The organism is Variovorax sp. YR750 (assembly GCF_900109805.1).
Lineage (GTDB): Bacteria > Pseudomonadota > Gammaproteobacteria > Burkholderiales > Burkholderiaceae_C > Variovorax > Variovorax gossypii.
In genome coordinates this window covers 76,242-93,309 of the sequence record NZ_FOBJ01000026.1, presented here as the reverse complement: position 1 = coordinate 93,309, position 17,068 = coordinate 76,242, and the positions used below count along the sequence as shown (strand labels likewise).

The following is a 17,068-nucleotide window of genomic DNA, read 5'->3' as shown; positions in this document are numbered from 1 at the left end:
CGCACGGACGTGCCGAAGATCGTGGACTGGTACATGGAAGGCAAGATCGACATCGACAGCCTGATCACGCACACCATGCCGCTGGAGAAGATCAATGAAGGCTTCGACCTGATGAAGCGCGGCGAGTCGATCCGCGGCGTGGTGGTCTACTAACCCCCAGGCTTCGCGCACTTCGTGTCGCTTCGCCCCCCCTTGCAGGGGGCAACACCTGCGGCCCGGCAAAGCCGGTTCCGCGGTGTTTCTGGAAAAGACATCGGCTCACTCCCTGGAGATGACCTTGTGATGGAAAGAATGGAACCCCTGCGCAGGATCGAGGCGGGCGTCCTCGAAGTCGCCTACTACGAAGCAGGCCCCGCCGACGGCCCGCCCGTGCTGCTGATGCACGGTTTTCCGTACGACATCCACACGTACGCCGAAGTCGCGCCCATGCTGGCCGACGCGGGCTGCCGGGTGATCGTGCCGTACCTGCGCGGCTACGGCGCCACGCGCTTCCTGAGCGAGGCCACGCCGCGCTCGGGCGAACAGGCCGCGCTGGGCGCCGACCTGCTCGCGCTGCTCGACGCACTGGAGATCGACCGCGCCGTGCTGGCCGGCTACGACTGGGGCGGTCGCGCCGCCTGCGTGGTCGCGGCGCTGTGGCCCGAGCGCTGCGCGGGGCTGGTGTCCCTCAACAGCTACAACATCCAGAACATCGCGAAAGCGATGGAGCCCGACACGCCCGACAACGAGCACAGCCTCTGGTACCAGTACTACTTCCACAGCGAGCGCGGACGCGCCGGCCTGCAGAAGGACCGCAACGCGTTCACGAAGCTGCTGTGGAAGCTCTGGTCGCCCACGTGGAAGTTCGACGACGCCACCTTCGAGCGCAGCGCCGCGGCCTTCGACCATCCCGATTTCGTGGACGTGGTGATCCAGTCGTACCGCCATCGCTTCGGCCTCGTGCCGGGCGACCCGGCCTATGCCGACATCGAGCGCCGCCTCGCGGCCCAGCCCACGATCACCGTGCCCGCCATCACCTTCGACAGCATCGACGACGGCGTGCGCCCGCCGGCCGACGCATCCGCCCACGCGCACCGCTTCGGCGGCCCGCGCTCCCACCGGCTCGTGCCTGGCGCCGGCCACAACCTGCCGCAGGAAGCACCGCGCACCTTTGCCGACGCCGTGCTCGAACTCATGCCCGCCCTGCGCGGCAAGAAAACCCCGCAATGACCGAGAACACACCGAAGACCCTTTCCGAGCACCGCGCCTTCGGCGGCACGCAGCGCTTCCTCGAGCACCGTTCGCTCGAGATCGGCCTGCCGATGCGCTTCTCGATCTACCTGCCGCCGCAGGTCGCGCACGAGCGCGTGCCCGCCCTGCTCTATCTCGCGGGCCTGACCTGCAACGAGGAAACCTTCGCCATCAAGGCCGGCGCGCAACGCATGGCGGCCAGCCTGGGCATCGCGCTCATCGCGCCCGACACCAGCCCGCGCGGCCCGGAGGCGGAAGGCATTCCGGGCGCCAAGGACAACTGGGACTTCGGCATCGGCGCCGGCTTCTACCTAGACGCGCTGGCCGAGCCCTGGGCCACGCACTGGCGCATGGAAAGCTGGATCGTGCACGAGCTGCTGCCGCTGGTGACCAGGCACTTTCCCATCGACGGCGAGCGCCTCGGCATCTTCGGCCACTCGATGGGTGGCCACGGCGCGCTCACGCTGGCGCTGCGGCATCCGGGTCGCTTCAAGTCGCTGTCGGCCTTCGCGCCGATCTGCGCGCCCACGCAATGCCCATGGGGCGAGAAAGCCTTCTCCGGCTACCTGGGCCAGCCTGGCGCCGACCGCGCGCAATGGCTGGCGCACGACGCCAGCGCGCTCATGAAGTCGCAGGTCACGGCACCCTATCCGCAGGGCATCCTTGTCGACCAGGGGCTGGACGACAAATTCCTGGCCGAGCAGCTGCACCCCGAAGTCTTCGAGGCCGCCTGCTTCGCCGCCGGGCAGCCGCTCACGCTGCGCCGGCACGCGGGCTACGACCACGGCTACTACTTCATCCAGAGCTTCATGGCGGACCACATCGCGCACCACGCCCAGACCCTGCGCGCATAGGGGTGTAAGGCCTCATCGACCGCGGCGGTTCCGCGCCGTATCATGAACCGCATGTCCGCCGCCCAAATTCCGGCCTTTCATCTGCGGTCGCGCGAAGGCACGGCCGAAGAGAACATGGTGCTGGCCGGCATCTGGCGACGGGCGTGGATCTCGGCCAATCGCGACGTGCCGCACGTGGAGCCCGTCGACCATTGGCTGCACCGCGTGTACACCGAGTTCGGCCCGCCCGCCGACGTGGTGCTGGCAGAACGCGAAGGCCAGGTGCTGGCGTTCATGGTGCTGCACGCGCGGCGCGAATACGTGGCCCAGCTCTTCGTCGAGCCCCACCTGCGCAACCAGGGCCTGGGCAAGGCGCTGCTCGACGAGGCCTGCGTGCGCATCCCCACGGGCTGGCGGCTGCACGTGGCCGCGAGCAACACGTCTGCGCAGCGCTTCTACGAGCGCTATGGCCTCGAACGCGGCGCAACCGACTTCCACCCCACGAGCGGACGCGAACGCATCGCCTACCATTGGTCGCCCTCGCGCCCGCCGTGGCGCATCGGCTGAACACCCCTCTCCCATCTTTCGCTGCCCCATGCGCATCGACCACATCGCACTCTGGACCACCGATCTCGAACGCTGCAAGCGCTTCTACGTCGACTACTTCGGCGCCACCGCAGGCGCGGGCTACGTCAACCCGGCCAAGGGCTTCGCCTCCTGCTTCCTGAGCCTGGGCGATGGCGCGCGCATCGAGGCCATGACCACCAGCACGCTGTCGCCCGTGCCGGCCGAGGCCGGCGCGCAGCGCATGGGCTGGACGCACCTCGCGATCAGCGTGGGCTCCGACGCGGCGGTGGACGAACTCACGCAACGCCTGAAGGCCGACGGCTATCCGCTGCTCGACGGCCCGCGCCGCACCGGCGACGGCTACTACGAGAGCGTGGTGCTCGACCCGGACGGCAACCGCATCGAGATCACTGCCTGAGCGCGCCGCGCGGCCATCTTTTCCAGGAATTCCTCGTGCACTACCTGCTGATCTACGAAACCGCTCCCGACTACCTCGAACGCCGCGGCGAGTTCCGCGACGCGCACCTGGCGCTCGCCTGGCAGGCCGTGGAACGCGGCGAACTGCTGCTCGGCGGTGCCACGGGCAACCCGCCCGACGGCGCGCTGCTGCTGTTCGAAGCCGACTCGCCCGACGTGCCCGCCGCGTTCGCGAAGCTCGACCCGTACGTGCTCAACGGCATCGTCACCGGCTGGCAGGTGAAGGCCTGGAACACGGTGGTCGGCGCGCAGGCGTCGACGCCCGTGCGCCCTGCGGCGAATGCAGCGAGTCCGGCCCGATGAGCGTGTTCGTCCAAAGCCTGCACGAAGTCTTCGAACGCCTGGGTCGCATCGAGACGAAACGCATGTTCGGCGGCCATGGCGTCTGGCACGAGGGCCGGATGATCGCGCTGGTCGCCAACGACACGCTCTACCTGAAGTCCGACGCCGAAAGCGCCGCGCACTTCGACAAACTGAACCTGCCGCCCTTCACCTACGTGCGCCAGGGCAAGTCGATGCCGATGTCGTACCGCCTCGCACCGGCCGATCTCTTCGAGGACCGCCACGAAGCGGCACTGTGGGGCCGGCTCGCCTACGAAGCGGCGCTGCGTTCGGGCCAGCCGCCGAAGCCGAAGAAGGCGCCGGCAACAAAGAAAGCTGCGGCAAAGAAAACCGCTGCGAAGAAAGCACCCGTGAAGAAAACCTCCATGAAGAAGAAGCCGACAGCGAAAGCGGCCTCCCGGTGAACGAGCGCCGCAACAACCCCACGCTCCCTCCACTGCCCGAGCGCGAACAGATCGCGCTGCTCGACCCCTTCGAAAGCCTCGGCACCGCAAGCATCGTGGTCGTCTCCACGCTGCAGGAAGCCGAACGCGCCGCCGCCACGCTGCTGGCGGCCGGCATCGCGGGCTTCGACACCGAGTCCAAGCCCACCTTCGCGAAGAACGAGGTGTCGGGCGGCCCGCACGTGGTGCAGTTCGCCACGCGCGACACGGCCTGGCTGTTCCAGCTGCACCGCACCGAGTGCAACCCGGTGGTGGCCGCGCTGATCGCCTCGACCGAGCTGCGCAAGGTCGGCTTCGGCCTCTCGAGCGATCTCACGCTGATCCGCAATCGGCTGAACATCGAGCCGAAGGCCGTGTTCGACATCGACGACGAATTCCGGCGTCGCGGCTACCGCAGGTCGGTGGGCGTGAAGGCGGCGGTGGCGCTGGTGTTCGACCGCCGCTTCGTCAAGTCGCGCAAGGCGACCACCTCGAACTGGGCCAACAGGCAGCTCACCGAAGCGCAGGTCCGTTACGCCGCGAACGACGCCTGGGCGTCGATCCGCGTTTACGACGCGCTCTTCGGCGGAGGCATCTGAACAACCGGCGGGCTCAGTCCCGCCCGGCTTCGACGATGGCCTGCGCGAGCCGCTGCGGGTTCGAGAAGAACATCTCGTGGCTGCCCGGGCACTCCACCAGGCGGAACAGGCCCAGCCGCTCCGACAGGCGCGGATGCCACGGCATGCCGTGCGGCATCGCGATGTCCTGCTGGCAGTTGAGATAGGACTTGCCCAGCGCCAGCGCGGCCAGCGGCTGCTTCAGGCTGATCTTGTCGGTGAAGGTGCTGTACGGATGCGGGTTGAGCTTCGCGTAGGCGGCCTCGGCGGTCGCGAAGTCGGCGTCGTTGATGAAGGCGTCGCGCCAGATCTCGAAAGGCAGCGTCACGGCGTTGCCGTTCGCGGCAGCCACGGCGTCGAACATCGTCACGTAGTGCGGCGGCACCATGTCGTTGAGCGACTCGCCGTCCAGCGGCACGAAGGCGTTGATGTAGACCAGCCGCTTGAGCCTGTGCGCGATGCGGTCCGCCACGCCCGAGATCACCATGCCGCCGTAGCTGTGGCCCGCGAGGCGGACCTGCGTGAGATTCTTTTCCTCGATGTAGCGCACGATGGACGCGATGGCCTCCTCCAGGCCGGTGCGCGAGCGGTCGTCGTCCGGGTTGTTGCCAGCCACCGTCGGGCAGTACACGGTGTGCCCCGCGGCGCGCACGTGATCGGCGACGGCTTCGATTTCGGCGCCGGTGTGCCAGGCGCCATGGACGAGAACATAGGTGTCGGACATTGGTTTGTCTCCGTGGTTGTGACGGTGGACGACTGTAAGGAATAACGGTGCTTTGCGGATGGCCGATGTCGGCCAGGGCGATGGCCGGTTCGTGCCAGCCCGCTTGCCTCTATTCAATAATTCAACGATACTTGAAATATGGAAGAAAACGATGTCGTCCGATCCCTCGCCGCGCTCGCGCAACCCGTCCGCCTGCGGGTGTTTCGCGCACTGGTGGTGGCAGGCCCAGCCGGCCTGACGCCCGGCGCCCTGACGGAAGCGCTCGAGGTGTCGGCCACGAGCCTGTCCTTCCATCTCAAGGAGCTCATGCATTCCGCGCTGGTCTCGCAGGAGCGGCAGGGCCGCAACCTCATCTACCGCGCAGCGTTCGACCGGATGAACGGCCTGCTCGCCTACCTCACCGAGAACTGCTGCCAGGGCGAGGCCTGCCTCACCGAAGGCGGCGCTGCCTGCGACTGCTGACGGAGAAACCCATGAAGCGCTTCCACGTTCACCTGCACGTCGATGACCTCGCCAGGAGCATCGCCTTCTACTCGAAGCTGTTTGCGGCGCCGCCAGCGCGTGTCGAGGCCGACTATGCGAAATGGATGCTCGACGACCCGCGCGTCAACTTCGCGATCTCCACGGTCGGACAAGGCAGAGGCATCGACCACCTGGGCATCCAGGCCGAGGACGAGGCGGAACTCGCCGAGCTGAAGACCCGCGGTCAGGCCGCCGACCGCACCCTGTTCGACGAGGGGCAGACCGTGTGCTGCTACGCACGCAGCGAGAAGCACTGGGTCACAGATCCGCAGGGCATCGCGTGGGAGCACTTCCAGACCATGGACGGCGCCGTGCCGGTCTACGGTCAATCCAGGTCCACAGCCAAGGCCGAGTCCGCCTGCTGCGACACCGGCGCCTGCTGCTGAGGGTTGCCTGCCCGTACCCGTCCACGGCGATCCGCATGTTCGAAGAAATCACCCCGCCCCTCTCCACCGAGACACACCGTCATGGCTGAAAGAACCTACAACGTGCTGTTCATCTGCACGGGCAATTCCGCTCGCTCCATCATGGCCGAGGGCCTGCTCAACCACCTGGGCAAAGGGCGATTCAAGGCCTATTCCGCTGGCAGCCATCCGGCCGGCAAGGTCAACGCCTATGCATTGCTCACGCTGGACAGGATGCATCTTCCGGCCACCGGCTATCGCAGCAAGAACTGGAACGAGTTCGCGAAGCCGGACGTGCCCGAGATGGATTTCGTTCTGACCGTCTGCGACAAGGCAGCCGGCGAGGTCTGCCCGGTATGGCCCGGCCAGCCCGTGACCGCGCACTGGGGCGTGGCGGACCCCGCGGCTTTCGCGGGCACGGAAGAAGCCTCGGAGCGCCAGTTCATGGACACGGCCCTCACGCTCAAGCGCCGGATCGAACTGATGCTGGCCTTGCCGCTGGCCCGGCTCGACACGATGGCCATCCAGCGCGAGGTCCGCGACATCGGCAAGGTTCAGAAAGCTCCGCAATGACTCTCAACGTACTCATCCTCTGCACCCACAACTCGGCCCGCAGCGTGCTGGCCGAAGGCATGCTCGACCACTGGGCCCGCAAGCTCGGCAAGGACGTGAAGGCGTTCAGCGCCGGCAGCGCGCCCAGCGGCCGAATCAACCCTTTTGCCATCGAAGTGCTGCAGGCCGCTGGCGTGAACACCGAAGGCTTTCGCAGCAAGAGCTGGGACGAGTTCGACACGCCGCCCATGCACGTGGTGATCACGGTGTGCGACAGCGCGGCGCAGGAGGCCTGCCCTTACTGGCCCGGTACGCGCGTCAAGGTGCATTGGGGTTACCCCGATCCGTCGAACACCGAGGGCGGCGACGCCGCCAGGCGCCAGGCCTTCGAGCTGACGCGCCAGGCGATCTCGTATCGCATGCTGCAGCTGCTCGCGATCGACAACCCGGAAGCAATGAGCGATGCCGAGCTGCAGGAGCAGCTGAAGCGCATCTCGGCGAACTGACTCCATGAGCGCAGTCATCGAAAGCCCGCGCACCGGCGCGGCCCCCATGAGCATCTTCGAGCGCTACCTGACGGTGTGGGTGTTCCTCTGCATCGTCGTCGGCATCGCGCTGGGGCAACTGTTCCCGTCGGCGTTCCAGGCGGTGGGACGCCTGGAGGTCGCCAGGGTCAACATCCCGGTGGGCGTGCTGATCTGGGTGATGATCATCCCGATGCTGCTGCGGGTCGACTTCGCGGCATTGGCCCAGGTGAAGAACCACTGGCGCGGCATCGGCGTGACGCTGTTCATCAACTGGGCGGTGAAGCCGTTCTCCATGGCCTTCCTGGCTTGGCTCTTCGTGCGGCAGGTCTTCGCCGGCTCACTGCCCGCCGACCAGCTCGACAGCTACGTGGCCGGCCTGATCCTGCTGGCCGCAGCGCCCTGCACGGCGATGGTCTTCGTCTGGAGCCGGCTGACCGGCGGCGATCCTGTCTTCACGCTGTCGCAGGTCGCGCTGAACGACGCCATCATGGTGTTCGCCTTCGCGCCCATCGTCGGCCTGCTGCTGGGGCTTTCGGCCATCACGGTGCCGTGGGACACGCTCATCACCTCGGTGGGGCTGTACATCGTGTTGCCGGTGATCTTCGCGCAGCTGCTGCGCAAGCGGCTGCTGAAGGACGGGCCCGCCGCGTTCGAGCAGGCTATGCATCGCATCGGGCCCTGGTCGATCGCCGCGCTGCTGCTGACGCTCGTGCTGCTGTTCGCATTCCAGGGCGAGGCCATCATCAGGCAGCCGCTGGTGATCGCGATGCTCGCGGTGCCGATCCTGATCCAGGTGGTGCTGAACTCAGGCCTCGCCTACTGGCTCAACCGCAGGCTCGGCGAGAAACACAGCATCGCCTGTCCCTCCGCGCTGATCGGCGCATCCAATTTCTTCGAGCTGGCGGTGGCCGCGGCCATCAGCCTCTTCGGCTTCCACTCGGGGGCTGCACTCGCGACCGTGGTCGGCGTGCTGATCGAGGTACCGATCATGCTGGCGGTGGTCAAGGTCGTGAATTCGTCGAGGGGCTGGTATGAGTCGTGAGCTGCCGAACGTCGACGCTGCCCTGTTCGAACAGGCCGATCCGGAACGGCTCTTTCCGGTGGAGCGCTCCACGCATGCGCCGCGCATCCTGCTGCTGTACGGCTCGGTCCGCGAGCGCTCCTACAGCCGCCTGCTGACCGAGGAGGCTGCACGGCTTCTTCGCGCGCTCGGCGCCGAGACACGAGTCTTCGACCCGCGAGGCCTGCCGCTGCCCGACGCGGAGCCCGAGGACCACCCCAAGGTGGCGGAGTTGCGCGAACTCGTCCAGTGGTCCGAGGGCATGGTCTGGACCTCGCCCGAACGCCACGGCGCCATGACCGGCATCATGAAGGCGCAGATCGACTGGATCCCGCTTTCCATCGGCTCGGTGCGGCCCACGCAGGGCAAGACGCTCGCGGTGATGGAGGTGTCGGGCGGCTCGCAGTCCTTCAACGCCGTGAACCAGATGCGCGTGCTCGGCCGCTGGATGCGCATGCTCACCATCCCCAACCAGTCGTCGGTGGCCAAGGCCTTCACGGAGTTCGACGAAGCCGGGCGCATGAAGCCCTCGCCCTACTACGAGCGGGTGGTCGACGTGATGGAGGAGCTGGTCAAGTTCACGCTGCTCACGCGCGACTGCGCGGACTACCTCGTGGACCGCTACAGCGAGCGGCGCGAGAGCGCCGAAGCGCTGTCGAAGCGCGTGAACCTGCGCAGCATCTGAGGAGCGCAGGTTCAGCCGCGCCGGCGCCGGAGCTCGCCGGGCGTGGCGCCCAGGTGCCTGCGGCACAGGCGCACGAAGTGCGAGGCGTCGGCGAGCCCCACCCTGAAGCCGATCTCCGCGATGGCCAGGCGATCGAATCGCGCATCGGCGAGCATGCGCCGCGCCACCTGCATCCGGAAGCCGGTGAGCGCGGTGGCGAAGGTGGTGCCGCCCTCGCCGAGGCAGCGGTGCAGGCTGCGCTCCGAGATGCCCAGCGTGCGCGCCACGCCCGCGGCCGTGAGCCCCGGCTCCGCATGGCGTTCGCGCGTGGCGTCGAGCACGCGCCGGCGCAGCGCCGTGCGGCCCTTGTCGGGCTCGTCGGCCGGAGCACTGCCGGTGGCCAGCGCCAGCAGGCTGCCGAGCTGGTCCCCCAGCAGCTCGGCGGGCATCGGCGGCTTCACAGCCATCTGCGGCGACAGCTGCCGCACGAAGCCGCACAGCACACCGCCCCAGCCCGCCTGCCCGTCGATGCGCCGCGCCACCTGGTCGCCGGCATCGGGAATCCACGAGTCGACCCAGGCCGTGGGCAGCTCGAGCGAGATGGTGTCGGCCGACTGCAGCAGATGGAATTCGTAGCGCCGGCGCGAGTCGACCAGCACCGCGTCGCCCGGCAGCAGCCGCGCGGAGCGGCCGTCCTGCGCCGCCACCCAGGCCGAGTCGGTCTTGCACAGCAGGTAGAAGTAGTTATGGCTGCTGTGGGCGATGGCGCGGCGCGTGCGGTACACGTCCTGCGCGCTGCCGCGCACCTGGTTGACGACGATGGGGCCCAGCGCCGCCGATTCGAGCGTGGCACCGAAGCCGGCCGCCGCAGGGCTGGTCACGTCCATCTCCAGGAAGCCCTCGCAGACGGCGCCCACCCAGTAGTCGAGCCGCTGCGCGGGAGGCACGGCGTCGGTGGACCAGCGGTGGATGGCGGCATTGCTCATTGGGTCGGCTTTCGTCCTGCAACCTTCGTGCCCCGCGGCGCGGGAAGCGCGTTCGCAGACGCCCCGGCGTCGCGAGAGCGCAGAAAGATACCCAAGCCATGCCCGCTTGCCAATCGGGTATAGACCGCCTCCGACGCCCCCGCTCGCCCGACACCGGCAAAATGGTTCTCGAACCAAACCGGTGCGCGGGGCCGCCCTGCGCACGCACATGAAAGAAGGGCAAGACTGGCCATGAGCAACAAAAGCGATTTCGGACTGATCGGCCTGGCCGTGATGGGCCAGAACCTCGTGCTGAACGTGGAAAGCCGCGGCTTCCAGGTCAGCGTCTACAACCGCACCGAAGCCACCACCGAGGCCTTCATCGCCGCCAACCCGGGCAAGAAGCTGGTCGGCGCGAAGACGCTGGAAGAATTCGTCCAGAGCCTGGCCAAACCCCGCAAGATCCAGATCATGGTCAAGGCCGGCGCGCCGGTCGACCAGGTGATCGAGCAGCTCATTCCCCTGCTGGACAAGGACGACATCGTCATCGATGGCGGCAACAGCCTCTACACCAACACCGAACGCCGCGACGCCTACCTGAGCAGCAAAGGCCTGCGCTTCATCGGCGCGGGCGTGTCGGGCGGCGAGGAAGGCGCGCGCAAGGGCCCGTCGATCATGCCGGGCGGGCCGCTTTCAACCTGGGAAGTGATGAAGCCGATCTTCGAGAGCATCTCGGCCAAGGTGGACGGCGAACCCTGCGTCATCCACATCGGCCCCGGCGGTGCCGGCCATTACGTGAAGATGGTGCACAACGGCATCGAGTACGGCGACATGCAGCTCATCTGCGAGGCCTACAGCCTGTTCAAGGCGGCCGGCTTCACCACCGACGAGATGGCCGCCATCTTCAACGAGTGGAACGACGGCGAACTGCAGAGCTACCTGATCCAGATCACCGCCAAGGCGCTGGAGCAGAAAGATCCGGAAACCGGCAAGCCGATCGTCGACGTCATCCTCGACAAGGCCGGCCAGAAGGGCACGGGCCAGTGGACGCTGATCAACGCGGCCGAGAACGCGGTGGTCATCAGCACCATCAACGCCGCCGTGGAGGCGCGCGTTCTCTCGTCGCAGAAGAAGGCGCGCGTGGCGGCCAGCAAGCAGCTGCAGGGGCCGAAGATCGAACTGTCGGTGGAGAAGAAGGCGCTGGTGGCCAAGGTGCACGACGCGCTCTACGCCTCGAAGGTCATCAGCTACACGCAGGGCTTCGACCTCATCAAGACCATGGGCGACAAGAAGGGCTGGGGCCTCGACCTGGGCGGCATCGCCTCCATCTGGCGCGGCGGCTGCATCATCCGCGCACGCTTCCTCAACCGCATCACCGACGCCTTCCGCACCGACCCGGCCCTGGCCAACCTGATGCTCGACCCGTTCTTCAAGGACCTGCTGAACCGCACGCAGCAGAACTGGCGCGAAGTGGTGGCGCTGGCGGTGAGCAACGGCATCCCGGTGCCGGCCTTCAGCGCCTCGCTGGCCTACTACGACAGCTACCGCACCGAGCGCCTGCCCGCGAACCTGCTGCAGGCGCAGCGCGACTTCTTCGGCGCCCACACCTACGAGCGCGTGGACAAGCCCGAAGGCCAGTTCTTCCACACCGACTGGCCGGAAGTCATCGGCTGAGCCACCACCGGCCCATGCCATGCCGCTCCTCGACTACCCCAGCCACCTGGTCGAGGACTGGCAGCTGAGCGACGGCACGCCCGTGCGCATCCGCCCGATCCGCGCGGAAGACCTGGCGATGCACACGGCCTTCGTGGGCGGCCTGTCGAAGGAAACGGGTTACCGCCGCCTGCTGTCGCCGCGAACGCCGCAGCCCGACGAGCTGTGGCGCATGACGCACATCGACTACGACCGCGAGCTCGCGCTCATCGCCACCACCATGGTCGACGGCTCGGAGCAGCAGATGGGCGTGGTGCGCTACGTGCGGGGCGACACGCCCGAAACGGCACGGGTCGCCGAATTCGCCATCGTCATCGCCGATGCCTGGCAGCACCACGGCCTGGCCCGCAAGCTCATGAGCAAGCTGATCGATGCCGCCGCGGCGGCCGGCGTCAGGCAGCTGGCGGACATCACGCTCTACGACAACACCGCCATGCTGGCGCTGGCGCGCAAGCTGGGCTTCAAGGTGCAGCGCGATCCGGGCAACCCGAACGTGACGTGGCTGCGGCTGGCGCTCGACGCGCCTGCCGGAGCGCGCTGAGCCTTACCAGGCCGTGCTCATCACGCCCTGCTCGGCCGCGATCCAGTCGCGCACCGGCAGCGGCAGCGCATGCGCTGGCGGCACCAGCCCCATGGCCGCATACGACTCCAGGTTCGGTACCAGCCCGACGCGACCCACGGCAGCGCCCTTCATATAGCCGGCCGCGCAGACCTTGTCGCCCCGCACGAACTCGAAGCGCATGTAGTTCCAGTGCTGGTCGGTGGCGTCGAGCCGGAAGCGCAGCATGTACACCTGAAAGGGGTTGAGCCCGCGCCGGTAGCTGATGAGCGATCCGCCGGACATCGGCCTCCAGCCCTGGCGCAGCATGGCGGTTGCAAAGCCGGTGCGCACGAAGTATTCGACCAGCATCAGGTCGACGACCGTGAGGTAGCGGCCGTTGTTCATGTGGCCGTTGATGTCGAGGTCGTTCGGCAGCACGCGCAGTTGCCGCTCCAGCGTGTCTCCCGGCGCGAGGCGCGGTGCGCGCCAGGCCCGCAGCAGGGTCATCAGCAGGCGCAGGTAGAGGTTCATGGAAAGCCTAGAATTGGTTCAATTCAGAACATTCTAGTTCAACACTGAACCATTTCGATGCCCGCTGCAAAGTCCCCCAAGCCCCGCACAACCGACCGCGCGCCCTCCTCGCCCCACGGCACGGCCGCCTGGCTGGCGGTGGTGCGGGCCTACAACCTCTGCGATGCGGTAATGACCGCGCGGCTCGCCGCCATCGGCCTGCGCGTGGGCGAACACGAGGTACTGGCCACCATCGCGACCACACCGGGCATCACTCAGCAGGCGCTGGCCGCGCGCTGCTTCGTGGCGAAGAGCGGCGTCAGCATGCTGCTCACGCAGATGGAGGCAAGGGGCTGGGTGCGGCGCGACAGCGACGGTGCCGACGCGCGCGTGCGTCGCCTCACGCTCACCGAGGACGGCATGGCCATGGCGCAGAAATGCCTGGCGGTTCAGGCGGAGATGGTGACCGCGATGGTCGCGCCGGCCACGCGCGACGAACTGGATCTGGTCGCCGACGTGATGGGCCGCGTGGCCGTCACGCTCGAAGGCATGCGCGCCGAACTCAAGGGCTGACCAGCCACGCCTTCACGGCGCCCACCGAGCGCTCCAGCGGCGCGATCGCGTCCACCGCCAGCACGCCCGCCTCTCCCACAGGCGACTCCAGCGTGGCGAACTGATTGGCCACGAGGCTGGCCGGAAAGGTGTGCTCGCCCGCGGCGGCCCGGGCAGCCACCCGCCGCTGCGCCTCGGCCTGCTCGATCTGCATGAACACGAAGCGCAGCCCCGGCGCGGCCGCACGCAGCTGGTCGCGATAGCTGCGCTTGAGCGCCGAGCAGGTCAGCACCGCTCCCTGCGGCGCCGCCGCCAGCGCGCGGCCCAGCGTGGCAAGCCAGCCGGCGCGATCGGTGTCGGTCAGCGCGATGCCGCGGCTCATCTTCTCGACATTGGCCGGCGGGTGATGGTCGTCGCCTTCGATGAGCGGCAGCCCGAGGGCCGTGGCCAGCGCCGCGCCCAGGCTCGACTTGCCGCATCCCGAGACGCCCATCACTACCACCCGGACCCCGTCCATATGCACCCTTTTGGTAAAGCGCCACACCCTCATTCAACAGCGCCTGCAAACCTAAATCTACTTCCTTATGATGCAAAACCTTTTTTCGCCGGAAGCAGAGAGCCTTCGTCATGGTCCAGCTCGCGTTGCGTCGTCCGTACACCTTCATCGTCATGGCGATGCTGATCGTGCTGGCCACGCCTTTCGTGCTGGCGCGAATGGCGACCGACATCTTCCCGGAAATCAACATCCCGGTGGTCAGCGTCATCTGGAACTACACCGGCCTGCCGGCCCAGGAGATGGGCCAGCGCATCTCGGGCCAGGTCGAGCGCGGGCTGACCACCACGGTGAGCGACATCGAGCACATCGAGTCTCAGTCGCTGGCGGGCGTGTCGATCATCAAGGTGTTCTTCCAGCCCACGGCCAACATCGAGATGGCCATCTCGCAGGTGGTGGCCTCCATGCAGGCGCAGGTGCGGCAACTGCCGCCGGGCATCACGCCGCCGCTGGTCATCAAGTACTCGGCCTCCAGCGTGCCGGTGATCCAGCTGGCGCTGTCGAGCCCCACGCGCTCCGAGAACTCGCTCTTCGACGCCACCGTCAACCAGCTGCGGCCGCAGCTCATCACGGTGCCGGGCGCGGCCATTCCCTTTCCCTACGGCGGCAAGAACCGGCTGATCTCGGTCGACCTCGACACCCAGGCGCTGCAGGCACGCGGCCTCTCGCCGGCCGACGTGGTGAACGCGGTGAACACGCAGAACCTGATCCTGCCCTCGGGCACGGCCAAGTTCGGCGCCACCGAATACAACGTGCGCATGAACGGCTCGCCCGACGCCATCGCGGGCCTGAACGACCTGCCGATCCGCACGGTGAACGGCGCCACCACCTACCTGCGCGACGTGGCCTACGTGCGAGACGGCTTCTCGCCGCAGACCAACGTGGTGCGCCAGGACGGCGTGCGCGGCGTGCTGCTGTCGGTGCTGAAGAACGGCGGCGCCTCCACGCTGGACATCGTCTCCAACATCCGCGCCATGCTGCCCATCGCCGCCCAGACGATGCCGGAAGACATCAAGATCACGCCGCTGTTCGACCAGTCGGTGTTCGTGAAGGCGGCCGTCAAGGGCGTGGTGTTCGAGGCCATCCTGGCGGCGGCGCTCACGGCCGCGATGGTGCTGCTCTTCCTGGGCAACTGGCGCAGCACGCTCATCATCGGGCTGACCATCCCGCTGTCGATCCTGGCTTCCATCCTGGTGCTCTACTCGCTCGGCGAGACGCTCAATCTCATGACGCTGGGCGGCCTCGCGCTCTCGGTGGGCATCCTGGTCGACCAGGCGATCGTGACCATCGAGAACATCGAGCGGCACCTGCACATGGGCACGCCCCTGAAGGAGGCCATCGAAGTCGGCGCGGGCGAGATCGGCTCGGCCGCCTTCGTCTCCACGCTGTGCATCTGCATCGTGTTCGTGCCGATGTTCTTCCTCTCGGGCGTGGCGCGCTTCCTGTTCGTGCCGCTGGCCGAAGCCGTGGTGTTCGCCATGATCGCCTCGTACCTGCTGTCTCGCACGCTGGTGCCGACGCTGGTGATGCTGCTGATGGGCGGCTCGCATGCAGCGCACCAGGCTCCGGTCGAGGGTGCGAAGCAAAGCGCCCTGCAGCGCCTGTATCGTGCCTTCGACCGCCGCTTCGAGCGCGTGCGCCGCGCCTACACGCTGGTGCTGTCGGCGGTGCTTTCCAAGCGCGCCGGCTTCATCGGCCTCTTCCTCGGCTTCTGCCTGCTGTCCTGCCTGCTCTACCCCGCGCTGGGCCGCGACTTCTTCCCCACGGTCGATGCCGGCCAGATCCGCCTGCACCTGCGCGCGCCCACCGGCACGCGCATCGAGGAAACCGCGCGCCTCACCGACCAGGTCGAAGCAGCCATCCGCGAGCTGGTGCCGCCCGACCAGCTCGAGACCATCCTCGACAACCTCGGCGTGCCCAACAGCGGCATCAACCTGTCGTACAGCAACGCCGGCACCATCGGCACCTTCGACGGCGAACTGCTGCTGTCGCTGAAGGAAGGCCACAAGCCCACCGAGCACTTCGTGTCGCTGCTGCGGGCCGAGCTGCCCAAGCGCTTTCCGGGCACGGAGTTCTTCTTCCAGCCGGCGGACATCGTCACGCAGATCCTGAACTTCGGCCTGCCTGCGGCCATAGACGTGCAGTTCAGCGGCAACGACATGGCGGGCAACGCCGCGCGCGCGGCCGAACTGACCAAGGCGATCCGCCAGATTCCCGGCGCGGTCGACGCCCACGTGCACCAGCGCCTGGACGGCCCCGCGCTGAGCCTGCAGATGGACCGCACGCGGCTGCAGCAGTACGGCCTGACCGCCTCCAACGTGGGGCAGAACGTGCTCATCGCGCTGTCGGGCAGCTCGCAGACGGCGCCGGCCTTCTGGTTGAACCCGGCCAACGGCGTGGTCTACAGCATCGCGGTGCAGACGCCGCAGTACGTGGTCGATTCGCTGGACTCGCTGCTCAACATCCCGGTGGGCGCGGGCGGCACGCCGGCGGCTGGCAGCGGTTCGCAGCAGCTGCTGGGCAACCTGGTCGACGCGCAGGCCGCGCGCCAGCCGGCCGTGATGTCGCGCTACAACATCGCGCCGGTGATCGACGTGTACGTGAGCGTCCAGGGCACCGACCTCGCCAGCGTGGCGTCGAAGGTGCAGAAGCTGGTCGACGAGATGCGGCCCACGCTGCCGCGCGGCAGCCGCGTCGACATCCGCGGGCAGGTGCAGACGATGCAGTCGTCGTTCATCGGCCTGGGCGTGGGGCTGGCGATGGCCATCGTGCTGGTCTACCTGCTGATCGTGGTCACCTTCCAGTCGTGGCTGGACGCGGCCATCATCATCACCGCCCTGCCGGCGGCGCTGGCGGGCATCGCGTGGATGCTGTTCATCACCGGCACCACGCTGAGCGTGCCCGCGCTCACGGGCGCGATCATGACCATGGGCGTGGCCACGGCCAACTCCATCCTGCTGGTGTCGTTCGCGCGCGAGCGGCTGGCCGCGGGCATTCCGCCGCTGTCGGCCGCGCTGGAGGCCGGCGCCACCCGCATCCGGCCGGTGCTGATGACGGCGCTGGCGATGATCATCGGCATGATCCCCATGGCGCTGGGCCTGGGCGAAGGCGCCGAGCAGAACGCCCCGCTGGGCCGCGCGGTGATCGGCGGCCTGGTCTTCGCCACGGTGTCGACGTTGTTTTTCGTGCCCGCCGTGTTCGCGGGGGTGCACAGTCGGCTTGCGCATCGCAGGGCCGCGCGCGAAGCATCACAGCATCAACCGCCAGCGGGCGCAGCCCCCCAGGAGAACTGA

General features: G+C 67.9%; 21 protein-coding genes and 1 pseudogene. 18 read left to right on the top strand and 4 right to left on the bottom strand.

Annotated elements, in window-relative coordinates:
- From BMY35_RS38140 to BMY35_RS35905, 8 genes and pseudogenes are all read left to right on the top strand, one after another.
- Positions 1–153, top strand: a pseudogene (locus tag BMY35_RS38140) (S-(hydroxymethyl)glutathione dehydrogenase); the annotation flags it as partial.
- A gap of 129 nt (positions 154–282) precedes the next feature.
- Positions 283–1,209: an alpha/beta fold hydrolase gene (locus BMY35_RS35935; RefSeq protein ID WP_093209679.1), complete on the top strand. Its 927-nt coding sequence runs from the start codon at positions 283–285 to the stop codon at positions 1,207–1,209.
- Complete coding sequence (fghA, locus tag BMY35_RS35930; protein WP_093209677.1) at positions 1,206–2,084, top strand: S-formylglutathione hydrolase; 879 nt, start codon at positions 1,206–1,208, stop codon at positions 2,082–2,084. Before BMY35_RS35935 ends, fghA begins: the two co-directional genes overlap by 4 nt.
- 51 nt (positions 2,085–2,135) lie before the next feature.
- Entirely contained in the window at positions 2,136–2,630 is a 495-nt protein-coding gene (locus BMY35_RS35925; RefSeq protein ID WP_256230580.1) for a GNAT family N-acetyltransferase, read from the top strand.
- Between the two features lie 28 nt (positions 2,631–2,658).
- A complete protein-coding gene (locus BMY35_RS35920; RefSeq protein WP_093209674.1) occupies positions 2,659–3,048 on the top strand; it encodes a VOC family protein in 390 nt (129 codons plus the stop codon).
- A gap of 35 nt (positions 3,049–3,083) precedes the next feature.
- The gene (locus tag BMY35_RS35915) at positions 3,084–3,410 is read left to right on the top strand and encodes a YciI-like protein (protein WP_093209672.1); all 327 of its coding nucleotides are present in this window, start codon (positions 3,084–3,086) and stop codon (positions 3,408–3,410) included.
- On the top strand, positions 3,407–3,853 hold the full coding sequence (locus tag BMY35_RS35910) for a TfoX/Sxy family protein (RefSeq protein ID WP_093209670.1): 447 nt from the start codon (positions 3,407–3,409) through the stop codon (positions 3,851–3,853). The genes BMY35_RS35915 and BMY35_RS35910 overlap by 4 nt, the downstream gene beginning before the upstream one ends.
- Positions 3,850–4,470, top strand: coding sequence for a 3'-5' exonuclease (locus BMY35_RS35905; protein WP_093209668.1), 621 nt, complete (start codon positions 3,850–3,852; stop codon positions 4,468–4,470). The genes BMY35_RS35910 and BMY35_RS35905 overlap by 4 nt, the downstream gene beginning before the upstream one ends.
- Before the next feature lie 13 nt (positions 4,471–4,483).
- On the opposite strand, the gene BMY35_RS35900 is transcribed toward BMY35_RS35905, so the two are convergent.
- Positions 4,484–5,212 carry an alpha/beta fold hydrolase gene (locus tag BMY35_RS35900; protein ID WP_093209667.1) on the bottom strand — a complete coding sequence of 243 codons (729 nt, stop codon included), beginning with the start codon at positions 5,210–5,212 and terminating at the stop codon, positions 4,484–4,486.
- A 138-nt stretch (positions 5,213–5,350) separates the two neighbouring features.
- Between BMY35_RS35900 and BMY35_RS35895 the strand changes: the two genes are divergently transcribed.
- The 6 genes from BMY35_RS35895 to arsH all read left to right on the top strand — a co-directional run bounded on the left by BMY35_RS35895 (position 5,351) and on the right by arsH (position 8,962).
- On the top strand, positions 5,351–5,674 hold the full coding sequence (locus BMY35_RS35895) for an ArsR/SmtB family transcription factor (RefSeq protein ID WP_093209665.1): 324 nt from the start codon (positions 5,351–5,353) through the stop codon (positions 5,672–5,674).
- An 11-nt stretch (positions 5,675–5,685) separates the two neighbouring features.
- Positions 5,686–6,120, top strand: coding sequence for an ArsI/CadI family heavy metal resistance metalloenzyme (locus tag BMY35_RS35890; protein WP_093209664.1), 435 nt, complete (start codon positions 5,686–5,688; stop codon positions 6,118–6,120).
- Between the two features lie 81 nt (positions 6,121–6,201).
- Positions 6,202–6,711 carry an arsenate reductase ArsC gene (locus BMY35_RS35885; RefSeq protein ID WP_093209662.1) on the top strand — a complete coding sequence of 170 codons (510 nt, stop codon included), beginning with the start codon at positions 6,202–6,204 and terminating at the stop codon, positions 6,709–6,711.
- Positions 6,708–7,196 (top strand): arsenate reductase ArsC, encoded by a 489-nt coding sequence (locus BMY35_RS35880; RefSeq protein WP_093209661.1) that lies wholly within the window; start codon positions 6,708–6,710, stop codon positions 7,194–7,196. The genes BMY35_RS35885 and BMY35_RS35880 overlap by 4 nt, the downstream gene beginning before the upstream one ends.
- A 4-nt stretch (positions 7,197–7,200) precedes the next feature.
- The gene (gene arsB, locus BMY35_RS35875; RefSeq protein WP_093209659.1) at positions 7,201–8,259 is read left to right on the top strand and encodes an ACR3 family arsenite efflux transporter; all 1,059 of its coding nucleotides are present in this window, start codon (positions 7,201–7,203) and stop codon (positions 8,257–8,259) included.
- Positions 8,249–8,962 carry an arsenical resistance protein ArsH gene (arsH, locus tag BMY35_RS35870; protein ID WP_093209658.1) on the top strand — a complete coding sequence of 238 codons (714 nt, stop codon included), beginning with the start codon at positions 8,249–8,251 and terminating at the stop codon, positions 8,960–8,962. Before arsB ends, arsH begins: the two co-directional genes overlap by 11 nt.
- A gap of 11 nt (positions 8,963–8,973) precedes the next feature.
- Here arsH and BMY35_RS35865 read toward each other — a convergent pair whose 3' ends face one another.
- A complete protein-coding gene (locus tag BMY35_RS35865) occupies positions 8,974–9,927 on the bottom strand; it encodes an AraC-like ligand-binding domain-containing protein (RefSeq protein WP_093209656.1) in 954 nt (317 codons plus the stop codon).
- Between the two features lie 231 nt (positions 9,928–10,158).
- On the opposite strand from BMY35_RS35865, the gene gnd reads away from it, so the two are divergent.
- Both gnd and BMY35_RS35855 read left to right on the top strand, forming a co-directional pair.
- Entirely contained in the window at positions 10,159–11,580 is a 1,422-nt protein-coding gene (gnd, locus tag BMY35_RS35860; protein WP_093209655.1) for a decarboxylating NADP(+)-dependent phosphogluconate dehydrogenase, read from the top strand.
- Positions 11,581–11,599: 19 nt separating this feature from the next.
- Positions 11,600–12,160, top strand: a complete 561-nt coding sequence (locus tag BMY35_RS35855; RefSeq protein WP_093209653.1) for a GNAT family N-acetyltransferase — start codon at positions 11,600–11,602, stop codon at positions 12,158–12,160.
- Positions 12,161–12,163: 3 nt separating this feature from the next.
- Here BMY35_RS35855 and BMY35_RS35850 read toward each other — a convergent pair whose 3' ends face one another.
- Complete coding sequence (locus BMY35_RS35850) at positions 12,164–12,691, bottom strand: thioesterase family protein (RefSeq protein WP_093209651.1); 528 nt, start codon at positions 12,689–12,691, stop codon at positions 12,164–12,166.
- 57 nt (positions 12,692–12,748) lie between these two features.
- Here BMY35_RS35850 and BMY35_RS35845 point away from each other — a divergent pair, with 57 nt between their 5' ends.
- The gene (locus tag BMY35_RS35845; RefSeq protein ID WP_093209649.1) at positions 12,749–13,243 is read left to right on the top strand and encodes a MarR family winged helix-turn-helix transcriptional regulator; all 495 of its coding nucleotides are present in this window, start codon (positions 12,749–12,751) and stop codon (positions 13,241–13,243) included.
- Here the strand turns inward: BMY35_RS35845 and BMY35_RS35840 are convergent.
- Positions 13,233–13,739, bottom strand: coding sequence for a gluconokinase (locus tag BMY35_RS35840; protein ID WP_256230570.1), 507 nt, complete (start codon positions 13,737–13,739; stop codon positions 13,233–13,235). The two genes, BMY35_RS35845 and BMY35_RS35840, sit on opposite strands and share 11 nt — an antisense overlap.
- Before the next feature lie 110 nt (positions 13,740–13,849).
- Here BMY35_RS35840 and BMY35_RS35835 point away from each other — a divergent pair, with 110 nt between their 5' ends.
- On the top strand, positions 13,850–17,068 hold the full coding sequence (locus BMY35_RS35835) for an efflux RND transporter permease subunit (protein WP_093209645.1): 3,219 nt from the start codon (positions 13,850–13,852) through the stop codon (positions 17,066–17,068).